At 62.1% G+C, this 12,101-nt stretch carries 13 protein-coding genes and 1 other RNA gene; 6 read left to right on the top strand and 8 right to left on the bottom strand.

Annotation, left to right across the window (positions count from 1 at the left end; translation table 11 throughout):
• Positions 1-9: 9 nt before the first annotated feature.
• The 6 genes from ASD02_RS31070 to tkt all read right to left on the bottom strand — a co-directional run bounded on the left by ASD02_RS31070 (position 10) and on the right by tkt (position 7,398).
• A complete protein-coding gene (locus ASD02_RS31070; protein WP_025424762.1) occupies positions 10-927 on the bottom strand; it encodes a PhzF family phenazine biosynthesis protein in 918 nt (305 codons plus the stop codon).
• 238 nt (positions 928-1,165) lie between these two features.
• Positions 1,166-2,191, bottom strand: a complete 1,026-nt coding sequence (locus ASD02_RS31065) for a class I fructose-bisphosphate aldolase (protein WP_057221571.1) — start codon at positions 2,189-2,191, stop codon at positions 1,166-1,168.
• A 343-nt stretch (positions 2,192-2,534) separates the two neighbouring features.
• Entirely contained in the window at positions 2,535-3,734 is a 1,200-nt protein-coding gene (locus ASD02_RS31060) for a phosphoglycerate kinase (protein ID WP_057221570.1), read from the bottom strand.
• The gene (locus ASD02_RS31055) at positions 3,734-4,324 is read right to left on the bottom strand and encodes a putative glycolipid-binding domain-containing protein (protein ID WP_025424759.1); all 591 of its coding nucleotides are present in this window, start codon (positions 4,322-4,324) and stop codon (positions 3,734-3,736) included. The genes ASD02_RS31060 and ASD02_RS31055 overlap by 1 nt, the downstream gene beginning before the upstream one ends.
• 5 nt (positions 4,325-4,329) lie before the next feature.
• On the bottom strand, positions 4,330-5,340 hold the full coding sequence (gene gap / locus ASD02_RS31050) for a type I glyceraldehyde-3-phosphate dehydrogenase (protein ID WP_025424758.1): 1,011 nt from the start codon (positions 5,338-5,340) through the stop codon (positions 4,330-4,332).
• Between the two features lie 75 nt (positions 5,341-5,415).
• Positions 5,416-7,398, bottom strand: coding sequence for a transketolase (tkt, locus tag ASD02_RS31045; protein ID WP_025424757.1), 1,983 nt, complete (start codon positions 7,396-7,398; stop codon positions 5,416-5,418).
• A 336-nt stretch (positions 7,399-7,734) separates the two neighbouring features.
• Between tkt and ASD02_RS31040 the strand changes: the two genes are divergently transcribed.
• The 3 genes from ASD02_RS31040 (at position 7,735) to ssrS (ending at position 8,607) form a co-directional block, all read left to right on the top strand.
• Positions 7,735-8,004 carry a DUF4164 domain-containing protein gene (locus ASD02_RS31040; protein ID WP_025424756.1) on the top strand — a complete coding sequence of 90 codons (270 nt, stop codon included), beginning with the start codon at positions 7,735-7,737 and terminating at the stop codon, positions 8,002-8,004.
• A gap of 12 nt (positions 8,005-8,016) precedes the next feature.
• On the top strand, positions 8,017-8,394 hold the full coding sequence (locus ASD02_RS31035) for a cell division protein ZapA (protein ID WP_025424755.1): 378 nt from the start codon (positions 8,017-8,019) through the stop codon (positions 8,392-8,394).
• 55 nt (positions 8,395-8,449) lie between these two features.
• A non-coding RNA gene (gene ssrS / locus ASD02_RS36590) (6S RNA) lies at positions 8,450-8,607 on the top strand.
• A 23-nt stretch (positions 8,608-8,630) separates the two neighbouring features.
• On the opposite strand, the gene ASD02_RS31030 is transcribed toward ssrS, so the two are convergent.
• Positions 8,631-9,494 (bottom strand): LysR family transcriptional regulator, encoded by an 864-nt coding sequence (locus ASD02_RS31030; protein WP_038575685.1) that lies wholly within the window; start codon positions 9,492-9,494, stop codon positions 8,631-8,633.
• Between the two features lie 108 nt (positions 9,495-9,602).
• Between ASD02_RS31030 and ASD02_RS31025 the strand changes: the two genes are divergently transcribed.
• Positions 9,603-9,836 (top strand): hypothetical protein, encoded by a 234-nt coding sequence (locus tag ASD02_RS31025; RefSeq protein WP_057221569.1) that lies wholly within the window; start codon positions 9,603-9,605, stop codon positions 9,834-9,836.
• Here the strand turns inward: ASD02_RS31025 and ASD02_RS31020 are convergent.
• Positions 9,831-10,028, bottom strand: a complete 198-nt coding sequence (locus ASD02_RS31020; RefSeq protein WP_225906339.1) for a transcriptional regulator — start codon at positions 10,026-10,028, stop codon at positions 9,831-9,833. The genes ASD02_RS31025 and ASD02_RS31020 overlap by 6 nt on opposite strands.
• A 370-nt stretch (positions 10,029-10,398) precedes the next feature.
• On the opposite strand from ASD02_RS31020, the gene ASD02_RS31015 reads away from it, so the two are divergent.
• Positions 10,399-10,971: a 5-formyltetrahydrofolate cyclo-ligase gene (locus tag ASD02_RS31015; protein ID WP_025424752.1), complete on the top strand. Its 573-nt coding sequence runs from the start codon at positions 10,399-10,401 to the stop codon at positions 10,969-10,971.
• A gap of 108 nt (positions 10,972-11,079) precedes the next feature.
• The gene (locus ASD02_RS31010; RefSeq protein WP_025424751.1) at positions 11,080-11,904 is read left to right on the top strand and encodes a YmdB family metallophosphoesterase; all 825 of its coding nucleotides are present in this window, start codon (positions 11,080-11,082) and stop codon (positions 11,902-11,904) included.
• Positions 11,905-12,101: the final 197 nt, after the last annotated feature.

Raw genomic sequence — 12,101 nt, 5'->3', positions numbered from 1 at the left:
TGCGGGTGTTTAGAGCGCGATGGAACCGCGCATCGCAGTCACGCAGGCGCCGGCAATGCTGGTTTTGCCTACGGTGCCGCCTTGCTTGCTGACGCTGACCTCGATGATGCTTCGGCGCCCCATCTCGACGCCTTGCTCGATCGTCAGATCGACGTCGATGGTCTCTTCAGGCAGAAGCGAAACGAGATAGGCGCCAAGCGCAGCCGAGGCGCTGCCGGTCGCCGGGTCCTCAATGACGTTGTCGAGCGGTGCAAACATGCGGGCGCGCAGCTGCCATGGCTTTTCGGCCGAGCGGGCATAGAGGAACAGGCTGAAGCTGTCCTCATCCGGCTTGTAGCGCCGATTGGCGGCCTCGAAGGCGGTGACGTTGGGACGCGCCGCCGACAGCGCGGCTACGTCTTTCAGTTCCGCGACCGCGAAGGGCAGGCCGACGGAAACGCGCACCGGCGCATGGTTGGCGGTGCTGACGGCATCGGGTGCGACCATGGCGCAGGCGGCGATCGTCTCGACATCGATGCTGGGTCCAATGCTCAAGGCGCGCGGCACGACGATACGCGCTTCCTTCACCGCGCCATCGGCGCGCGACAGGGCGACCTCGACCAGCCCGGCGAGCTCTTCAAACCGCAGGTGATCGCCGGGCGCCCGGCCGAAAATCTCCGCCTGCTGGCCAAGCACGAAGGCGGTGCCGACATTCGGATGTCCGGCGAAGGGGATCTCCATCGTCGGCGTGAAAATGCGCACCCGCGCGCTGTTGGCAGGATCCTCCGGCGGCAGCACGAAGGTGACTTCGGAATAGCCGAACTCGGTTGCGATCGCCTGCATCTGCGCATCGCTTAAACCCCGTGCGTCCGGGATGACGGCAAGCTGGTTACCGGCGAAACGATCTTCAGTGAAGACGTCGACGGTGATGTAATCGACGGAGTGCACGGGGGCAAAAGAAGTCATGAACGCTCGCTTCCGCTGGATGCGGCGGCGATCAGCGCCGCCTGGTGGCCTGGATTGAAAGGCCTAAGGCAGGCGGCGAAACCGGCAAAGACACCAACTTGTCTTGGTGACAAGATCGGCATTTACGCTCTACGGCGAGCGGCAAACCATACGGGCGCCGCACGAAAAGGTGCCAATAAATGGCCCCTTGCGTTGTCTTCGACTTGGCTGACAGCGCCGCTCAGGCGGCCTTCTCCAGGTCCTTCTTCCAGCTGCCTTTGGCGGCCAGGCTGCACATTTCGGCGCGGTGCGAGAAGGCCCGCTGGCCGGCGGCGACATTCTCCGCCTTGCCGTTCCAGGCGGACAGCGCTTCCTGCTGCAGGGCGCGGCCGTAGGAGAAGGTGAGCTTCCAGGGCAGATTGTGGGTCGCATTCATGGCCGAGAGATGGGCCGTCGCCTCCTCGGTCGTCTGGCCACCGGAAAGGAAGGCGATGCCGGGAACGGCTGATGGCACCGTGCGTCGCAGCACCTTGATCGTGCGTTCGGCGACTTCGGCGACGGACGCCTTGCGCGCCTTCTTGCCATCGATGACCATGCTCGGCTTCAGGATCATGCTTTCGAGCTTTACACGCATCTCGGCGAGCGCCTCGAAAGTGACGCGCAGCGTCCATTCGGTGACCTCCTGCGACCGGTCGATCGAGTGATCGCCCGGCGCGCCATCCATCAGCACCTCCGGCTCGACGATCGGAACGATGCCGGCTTCCTGGCAAAGGGCGGCGTAGCGCGCGAGCGCATGTGCGTTCGCCCTGACGGCACCTGGGCTCGGCAGGTTGTCCGAAATGGCAATCACGCCACGCCATTTGGCAAAGCGGGCACCGGCCTCGTAATATTTCGTCAGGCGTTGTGCGAGCCCGTCGAGACCTTCGGTGATGGTCTCCGCCGGAAAATTGGTCATCGGTTTGGCCCCGGCATCGACCTTGATGCCCGGGATCGAGCCGGCGGCGCGGATGACGTCCACCAGCGGCGTGCCGTCGGCCGCCTTCTGGAACAGGGTCTCTTCGTAGAGAATGACGCCGGAAATGTACTTGCGCATCGCCTCGTCGGCGCGAACGAGCATTTCGCGATAGTCGCGCCGCGATGTCTCGGTCGATTCCAGACCGATGCCGTCGAAGCGCTTCTTGATCGTCGCCGTGGACTCGTCGGCGGCAAGCAGACCCCGGCCGTTTGCGACCATGGCAACTGCGATGTCTTCCAGTCTTTCGCTCATGTTTTTCTCCCTAGGTCACGATGATTTGGGCCGGGCCGGGCCAAATCATAACCGTGATCGTTCCCAATAAGTAGAGCGGGATACGGACGGAAAAAGCAGGCGTTTTCCTCATCCCGCTCAGCGCCGATCAGCAAGGATCAGGCAACCACTGAAACCGTTTCGGGGCCGTCGGTGCGCACGTGACCGCCACGCCCCCAAACAGGGCGTGAGTAACAGGGGAAATTGTCCGGGAAAAAGGCAGGAAAAGCGACTGAAACGATTTAAATAATTTTAATCGTTTGAATTATCTTGGTTTTTTCTGCGTCTCAGGCGCGCGGGTAAGCCGCGCGCCTGAGCGCCTGACTTATTTCTGCTGCTTGAGGATGTCGACGCCCGGCAGCGGCTTGCCTTCCATCCACTCGAGGAAGGCGCCGCCGGCGGTCGAGACATAGCTGAAATCGTCCGTGACTTCGGCGTGGTTGAGGGCTGCAACCGTATCGCCGCCGCCGGCGACCGACACGAGCGATCCCTGGCGGGTGCGGGCAGCCGCATGCTTGGCAACGGCGACCGTCGCCTTGTCGAAGGGGGCGATTTCGAAGGCGCCGAGCGGACCGTTCCAGACCAGCGTCTCGGCCTTGGAGATCCAGTCGTTGACCGCAGCGATCGACTTCGGACCGACGTCCAGCATCATCGCATCCGCCGGAATGGCGTTGATCTCCACCACTTCATTGTCGGCGCCGGCCTTGAATTCGCGGGCGACGACGCCGTCTTCCGGCAGGACGATGGCGCAACCGGCTTCAGCCGCTGCAGTGATGATCGCCTTGGCGGTATCGGCGAGATCGTGCTCGCAGAGCGACTTGCCGACATTGACGCCCTTTGCGGCGATGAAGGTATTGGCCATGCCGCCACCGATGACGAGGGCGTCGACCTTCTTCACGAGGTTCTGCAGCAGATCGATCTTGGTCGAGACCTTGGCGCCGCCGACGATGGCAACGACCGGGCGCTTCGGCTGGCCGAGACCCTTTTCAAGTGCCTCGAGCTCGGCCTGCATGGTGCGGCCGGCATAGGCCGGCAGGTGGTGGGCAAGGCCCTCGGTCGAGGCGTGGGCGCGGTGCGCGGCCGAAAAGGCATCGTTGACATAGATGTCGCCGTTGGCGGCAAGTGCCTTGACGAAGTCCGGCTCGTTCTTCTCTTCACCCTTGTGGAAGCGGGTGTTTTCGACCAGCAGCACGTCGCCGTCATTCATCTCGGCGATGGCATTTGCAGCCTTGTCGCCGATGCAGTCGGCGGCAAAGTGAACGCGCTGGTCGAGGATGTCTTCCACTGCCGGCGCAATGGTCTTCAGCGACATTTCGGCGACCGGCTCACCCTTCGGGCGGCCGAAATGCGCCAGCAGAATGACCTTGGCGCCCTTTTCCGACAGTTCGCGGATAGTCGGCGCGACGCGTTCGATGCGGGTTGCGTCGGTGACCACGCCGTCCTTGACCGGCACGTTGAGGTCGACACGCACAAGCACGCGCTTGCCGGCAATGTCGGTCAGGTCGTCGAGGGTCTTGAAAGTCATCAGATCGTCTCCGGTGATAGTCTCTGGAAAAGGGTGGGGTAGTCGATGACGAGGCCGTCCTCGTCCACGGGCAGGTCTGCGGCAAAGCTGCGGTCCTCGGCCTCGTAGCGATAGAGCCTGCCATCATCGAGGCAGGTATAGTGCTGGCGGTCGACCACCGGTTCAAAGGTGTCGAACGGCACGTACAGCATTTTCAGCCGCGCCTTGCCGGCCTTGCAATCAAGGCCGAGGCGGCGGATCGGCAGCGTGTTGGTAAAGGGCGTTCCGGCGAGGTCGATGTCGACGCAGCCGTCGAATTCGGGCAGCGCCGTGCCTCCCGACGTCGCCCATTGGCCCGGAGCATCCGAGCGCGGATGAAGGCTCCGGCCATCGGTCGTATCGACCATGAGCTTTCGAACCAGCCATCCGGCATCGCAATCGATCCCGTAGCGCACACCGTAGGGCGTGCCGCCGCGGTTGCCGATCAGAACGCCAACGGCGCGGATGACCGCGCCGTTGGTTGTGTCGGTTTGCGTCAGCGTCAGATGTTCGAGCCCTTCCCCCTCCAGCGGACGCCAGCGGACCGTCGTTTGGGAAAGGGCGCGAAACATCGGAGTTAGATGAGCTTGCTGAGCGCAACCGCAGTGTCGGACATGCGGTTGGAGAAGCCCCACTCGTTGTCGTACCAGGTCAGGATCGACACGAACCTGCCTTCCATCACCTTGGTCTGGTCCATGTGGAAGACCGAGGAATGCGGGTCGTGGTTAAAGTCGATCGAGACGTTCGGAGCGAGCGTGTAGCCGAGGATGCCCTTGAGCGGGCCGTCAGCAGCTGCCTTGATCGCAGCGTTGATCTCTTCCTTGGTGGTTTCGCGCTTGGCGACGAACTTGAGGTCGACGACCGAGACGTTCGGGGTCGGAACGCGCATGGCGAAGCCGTCGAGCTTGCCCTTCAGTTCCGGCAGAACGAGGCCAACGGCCTTGGCAGCACCGGTCGAGGTCGGGATCATCGACAGGGCTGCAGCGCGAGCGCGGTACAGATCCTTGTGCATCTGGTCGAGCGACGGCTGGTCGTTGGTGTAGGAGTGGATCGTCGTCATCATGCCGTGGTCGATGCCGATGACGTCGTTCAGGACCTTGGCGACCGGTGCAAGGCAGTTGGTCGTGCACGATGCGTTGGAGATGACGAGGTGATCCTTCGTCAGCTTGTCGTGGTTGACGCCGTAAACGACGGTGAGATCGGCGCCCTCGGCCGGAGCCGAAACGATGACGCGCTTGGCGCCGGCTTCCAGGTGTGCGGCTGCCTTGTCGCGGGCGGTGAAGATGCCGGTGCATTCCATCGCGACGTCGACGCCGAGTTCCTTGTGCGGCAGTTCGGCCGGGTTGCGGATCGCGGTGACCTTGATCGGCTTGCCGCCGTTGATGATGATCGCATCGCCTTCGACCTTCACATCAGCCGGGAAACGGCCGTGGATGGAATCGAAACGCAGCAGGTGTGCGTTGGTCTCGACCGGGCCGAGGTCGTTGATGGCAACGACTTCAATATCCTTGCGGCCGGATTCAACGATGGCGCGCAGCACGTTGCGGCCGATGCGGCCAAAACCGTTAATGGCGACTTTCACTGTCATATCGGGTCTCTCCCTGTCTGAATGGCATGGTCGGAAAAAAGCGGGGCGCGCTTTCACGCGCGCCCCGCGGCTTGATCAGGAAAGCTTGGCTTCCGCAGCGGCGACGACCGCCTCAGGCGTGATGCCGAAGTGCTTGTAGAGTTCCTTGTAGGGACCGGAAGCACCGAAGGACGACATGCCGATGAAGGCACCGTCGCTGCCGATGAAATGATCCCAACCCTGGCGGATGCCGGCTTCGACGGCGATCTTGACCGGCGAGTTGCCGATGATCGCCTGCTGGTAGTCTTCGCTCTGCTCGGCAAAGAGTTCGAAGCAGGGGACCGAGACGACGCGGGTCGAGATGCCCTTGGCGGTCAGCGCCTGGCAGGCCTTGACGGCGATTTCGACTTCCGAGCCGGTGGCGAAGATCGTCACCTTGGCGTCGCTTGCCGAGATCAGGTCGTAGGCGCCGCGAGCGCAGAGGTTTTCTTCCTCATACTCGGTGCGCACGGCCATCAGGTTCTGGCGGGTCAGCGCGATGCCGGACGGGCGGTTGTGGCTTTCAAGCGCCAGCTGCCAGCACTCGGCCGTCTCCGTGGCGTCGGCCGGGCGGAACATCAGGAGGTTCGGGATGGCGCGCAGCGCCGCCATGTGCTCGACCGGCTGATGCGTCGGGCCGTCTTCGCCAAGGCCGATGGAATCATGCGTCAGCACGTGGATGACGCGGATGCCCATCAGAGCGGCGAGGCGGATCGACGGACGGCAGTAGTCCGAGAAGATCAGGAAGCCGCCGGAGTAGGGGATGACGCCGCCATGCAGCGCCATGCCGTTCATCGCAGCCGCCATGCCATGCTCGCGCACGCCGTAGTGGATGTAGCGGCCGGAGAAATCGTCCGGGGTGATCGACTTGGTCTGGCTGGTCTTGGTGTTGTTGGAGCCGGTCAGGTCGGCCGAGCCGCCGATCGTTTCGGCCAGGACGCCGTTGATGACTTCGAGCGCGTCTTCGGAAGCCTTGCGGGTTGCCGGCGACGGCTTGGTCTCGGCCAGCTTGCGCTTGTAGTCGTCGATGGCCGACGACAGGCGGCCTTCGAGTTCGCCGGAGAAGCGGCGAACGAACTGTGCCTTCTTCTCGGCGTCGCTCTTGTCGAGGCGCTCTTCCCAGTCCTTGCGGGTCTTGGTCGAACGCAGGCCGGCCAGGCGCCAGGCGTCGAGCACGTCGGACGGAACGACGAAGGCTTCGGATTCCCAGTTCAGCGCCTTGCGGGTGGCGGCGATCTCCTCGGCGCCGAGCGGCGAGCCGTGAACCTTGTGGGTGCCGGCCTTGTTCGGCGCGCCGAAACCGATCGTCGTCTTGCACGCGATCATGGTCGGCTTGTCGGACTTCTGCGCCTGTTCGATCGCAGCGGCAATGGCTTCCGGATCATGGCCGTCGACGGCGATGGTGTTCCAGTTCGAGGCGCGGAAGCGGGCGTGCTGGTCGGTCGAGTCGGCGATCGAGATCGGGCCGTCGATCGAAATGTTGTTGTCGTCCCAGAAGACGATCAGCTTGTTGAGCTTGAGGTGGCCGGCAAGCGAAATCGCTTCCTGGCTGATGCCTTCCATGAGGCAGCCGTCGCCCGCGAGCGCATAGGTGTAGTGCTCCATGAGGTCGGCGCCGAACTCGTCGCGCAGCTTGCGCTCGGCGATCGCCATGCCGACGGCATTGGCAATGCCCTGGCCGAGCGGACCGGTGGTCGTCTCGATGCCGGCGGCGTGGCCATATTCCGGGTGACCGGCGGTGCGGGCGCCGAGTTGGCGGAAATTCTTGATCTCTTCGATGGAGATGTCTTCGTAGCCCGTCAAATAGAGCAGCGAATAAAGCAGCATCGAGCCGTGACCGGCCGACAGCACGAAGCGGTCGCGGTTCGGCCAGGAGGGGTTTTTGGGATCGAAGCTGAGGAAGCGCGTGAAGAGGACTGTCGCTATGTCAGCCGCACCCATGGGCAGGCCGGGGTGACCTGAATTTGCCTTCTCGACGGCGTCCATGGAGAGGAAACGGATCGCATTCGCCATCCGGTCGTGTTTTTCGCGAGAGATCATGACTGTTCCGTTTTGAGTTCGGTGGTCAGGGGACGGTCTCTATCCTCCAAAGACCGTGCAAGAAGCGGCAGACAAATAGCATCTGCGCCGCGCGAGTCAACAAATACAGGCCTTTTGCGGCCATTGGCAGCATGGTTTTCAAGGGGTGATATCGCGTCGCAGCAGAGTTTTTGCGCTGCGGCCGGATGAGCCGGCTATACAAACCATCCACAGCTTCCGTAATGCTTTGCTACAGTTGGCATTGTTGAGATTTGCGTAATAGGTTTAAAAAGGAGTGAGCCGAAGCGGCGGACGGGATGCTGGCGATTCGGCCTCACATGCGAGGTATCGAAAAACATGCCGGCAAAGACGGTCAAAGCGGCGATCGACGAACTGAAGAACGCGGTTCAGTCCCTGGAAAACGCGATCGACAGCCGTTTTGACAGGGAACGCGATCTCGGCGAGTTCGAGGGCGAGGTCCGGCGGGTCAATTCGGACCGGTCGCGACTGGCACAGGAACTCGACCAATCCCAATTCCGGGCAAACCGACTTGAAGAGGTCAACCGCGAGGTTTCCCGACGCCTCGTGACGGCGATGGAAACCATTCGAGCGGTGCTCGACCGCTGAGGTTTAAGCGACATGGCGCAGGTGACAGTATCGATCGACGGCAAGGCCTATCGCATGGCCTGCGAAGAGGGACAGGAAGATCATCTGATCGAACTGGCCACCAACTTCGATCAGTATGTCGGTCATTTGAAGACGCAGTTCGGCGAGATCGGCGACCTCAGGCTGACGGTCATGGCCGGCATCATGGTCATGGACGAACTCAGCGAAGTGAACCGCCGGCTGAAGGCGCTCGAAGCGGAAGTCGACACCCTCAAGCGGGGGCGCGACAGTACCCTCACCGACCAGGCAAGAAGCGAGGAGCTCCTGGCCTCGGCGCTGAGCGAAGTCACCTCGCAAATCCACACCATTGCCGCCAAGCTCAATGGCCGGGCAACGTCTTCGACAAACTGAGCTCTTTCGTCGGGCTGCCACTGGCGCGAAGCAGGGATAGGCTCTATATGTCGGATGCGGTCTGCGCTTCCCGACAGGATCCACAATCCCCGGGGCCTTACTCGATCTCAAGGGAGCTGTCCCTGGCCGGGCTTGTGGGCTCGGACATATGGCGCCCACCTACTTTGTAGGCACCCGGGATCGTAAAATATCCATCGGTTGGGTGGATCGCACCTCTTCCCTCTTCTCCATCAGTCTTAACCGGCGGCAAAAGCGCTGCGGATGGCGTCGGCCATCGCGTCGACGGTCTGCGAGCGCTTGCCGGGTCGGGTGCGCAGCACGACGTTGGAAAAATCGATGACGCTGAAGCCGTCTTCTTCGGTCAGTTCGCGGCAACCGACCGGTATGGCGCTGCGCGACAAGGGCGCAATGGCAAGCCCCGAGATCACGGCGGCGATCAGGCCGTTGCTGGTCCGGCTCGCATAGGCGACGCGGCTTTCGAGCCCACGCTTCCTCAGGCTCTTCATCGCAAGGTCATCGCACCACCCTCCTGCCAGATAGGTATAGGTGGCGATCGGCAGGGGCCGGCGTTCATGGGCCGCGTGCTGGTCCGAGGTCACCCAGACTGTGGGGTCGATCATGAGGACTTCGTTTTTCGTCGGTCCGCCAGGCTCGAAAACCACGGCGATGTCGATTTCGCCGGCAGCAAGGGCGTTGACGTTCGACATCGACACACCCTGCTGCACCGTCACTTCCACGCCGGGATGAACGGCAGCAAAGGCGCCCAAAGCTTTCGGAAGCGTGGAGTTGATGTATTCCTCGGAGATGCCGATCCTGACCGTTCCATCGAGCGCCGGCAGGCGCATCGATGCCGCGGTATCGTCGAGCAGAGCCACGATCCGCCGGGCGTTGTCGACGAGACGCAAGCCCTGCGCCGTCGGCACCACGCCGCGCGAATGACGCTCGAACAGCGGGTCGCCGAGCATGTCCTCGAGTTTCTTGAGTTGCATGCTGACGGCGGACTGTGTGCGGCCGATGCTGTCGGCGGCGCGTGTCAGATTGCCGGCGTCGGCAACGGCGAGAAAGGTTCTGAGCAGATCGCTGTCGAGGGGGACGGACATTGTCTCTACCATCAGAGTTTCTGATGGTAGTCATGCTTGCAATTCGTTTGTCAGATGTCAACGAGGCGAGGACAATTAGCCGGTCCTATAGACATCAAGGCTGTCCCGATGAGCGTTCTTGCTCTTGTCTTCTTCTCCGATCTTCACACCACCATCCGTGCCCGGCTCGTGTCATCAAGTCGCTGGATGCTAATAGCCGCTTCCGTGGAGCCGCCGCCTGCGATCCCACGCGACAAGCCGCATCTGCTGCACGATGCAGGGCGCCGTGAGCTGCGGTTCGACGACCGCTGGCGGGAGGGTTTGGGCAGGGATGCGGTCTATCGGTCGCTCTGGATGTTATGAAATAATATCGAGACGGGCGGCGCGGAAAATCGCTTCTGCAAGATTGCCCGCCTGCAGCTTGCGCATGGCGTCCTGCAAGGCCCTGTCGATGCGGTCGAGGGGAATGTCGGTCTCGCGCATCATGTCCTGACGGGTGCGGCCGCGGGCGGCCAGCGTCAGGCAACGCAATTCCAACGGATCGAGTTCGTTCATCTGGTCCTTCATGGACGTCGGCTTTTCCACTGCTGCCTGCAGGAGCGCGTCCATACATCGAACGCGGGCATTAGTTCCTGCTAATTATTTGAAATCACGACTGTATTTGCACGCGGCCCCACTCATGCGAAAGCGGAACCGTTGTCCATGATGAACGGAACGCTAACTCTGTGCCGTTGCGGGAATGCGCTGTTCGACTGTCGCAAACTGTTGCAAAACCGGCGGTGACGTGGTTCGAGCTAAAGGCTGCAATGCGTTAGATCGCAAGCGCGGAGGCGGGAAATCGATCGGTCCACGACGTTCTGTTTCATTTTGGGAAAAGAATGTGCGGGCGGTCGAATATTTGCGCGCAGTCTGTCGGAGGGGAATGATGTCACCAAAGGATCTGAAGGCCGCTCTGCGCAAGGAGAAGCTGGCGCTTCGCGACGCGATGGCGCCGGAGAGCCGCATCGAGGCAAGCCTGACCATGGCCGATCACGCTGGCGACGTCATTGCGCTCGATCGCGGCCATATCGTTGCCGGCTTTTGGCCGATCCGTTCCGAGATGGACATCCGGCCGCTGATGGCGCGCCTTCGGGATCGCGGCGCGCGGCTCTGCCTGCCCGTCATCATCGACAAGAAGACGATCGTGTTCCGCGAATTGCTCAATGGCGCTTCCGTCATCGAGACCGGTTTCGGCACGACGGGGCCTGGCCCGGATGCGCCGGAACTCGACCCCGATATCATGCTCGTGCCACTGTCGGCCTTCGATGCGACCGGTCATCGCATCGGCTACGGCGCCGGATATTACGACCGCGCCATCGACAAACTGCGCAACAAAGGGCATCTGCCGAAGCTGATCGGGATTGCATTTGACTGCCAGGAAGTGGCATCAGTGCCCGCTGAACCGCACGACGTCGCGCTGGACGCCGTCCTCACGGAGAGCGGATTTCGACATTTCTAGAGGGTTTCAGGCAATCTACGGATTCCTGGAAACGATCTATCTCTTTGTTGTTTTACGCAGTTCCGGACGCAAAACCTCCTGGAACTGCTCTGGTGGGATTGAACGGGCATGAGGCTTTTGTTTCTGGGAGATATGGTTGGCAAGACGGGCCGCACGGCGGTATGGGAGCGTCTTCCGGGGCTGGTCGGTGACCTCATGCTGGACTTCGTCATCGTCAACGGCGAGAACGCCGCCGGCGGCTTCGGCATCACCGAAGATATCTTTCTCGAGACGATCAATGCCGGTGCCGATGTCGTCACCACAGGCAACCATGTCTGGGACCAGAAGGAGGCGGTCGTCTTCTGCGAGCGGCATGACCAGTTTTTACGGCCGGCCAACTATCCGGCGGGCACGCCCGGGCGCGGATCGAACCTGTTCTTTGCCCGCAACGGCGCACGCGTGCTGGTTGCCAATGTCATGGGTCGCGTCTTCATGCACCCCGAACTCGACGACCCCTTCAAATCGGCCGAAGCGATCCTCGATGCCTGCCCGCTCGGCGAGCAGGCGGACGCCATCGTCTTCGACTTTCATGCCGAGGCGACGAGCGAGAAGCAGTGTTTCGGCCACTTCGTCGACGGACGGGCAAGCCTCGTCGTCGGCACCCACACCCATGTACCGACGGCCGATCATCAGATCCTCAACGGCGGCACCGCCTATATGAGTGACGCCGGCATGTGCGGCGACTATGATTCCTCGCTCGGCATGGACAAGGAAGAACCGCTGAACCGGTTTATTTCGAAGATGCCGAAGGGGCGTTTCGAGGCGGCATCGGGGCCGGCGACCATCTGCGGCCTCGGCGTTGAGATTTCCGACCGCACCGGCCTTGCCGAAAAGATCGCGCCGCTGCGCCTCGGTCCGAGATTGACCGAAACGATCCCGGATTTCTGGGCCTGAGCCATCCTCAGATTGATGATTTTCGGTCGCCTGATCGTCTCGCCCGCGCCTGACCAAGGCGCGGGTTTGCACACGTATCACCTTCCCGGAATTGATTTTTTTCAAGGTGACAAGCCGGCGAAATGATGGCAGGGTAACGCCACGTCAGCGCCGTTCGGACACGGCTGACGCTCGCAAGTCTTCCATACTGAGTACCA

The organism is Ensifer sp. Root1252 (assembly GCF_001425885.1).
Taxonomy (GTDB): domain Bacteria; phylum Pseudomonadota; class Alphaproteobacteria; order Rhizobiales; family Rhizobiaceae; genus Ensifer; species Ensifer canadensis.
Note: the sequence above shows the minus strand (reverse complement) of the source record. Positions and strands in the feature narration are given on the sequence as shown.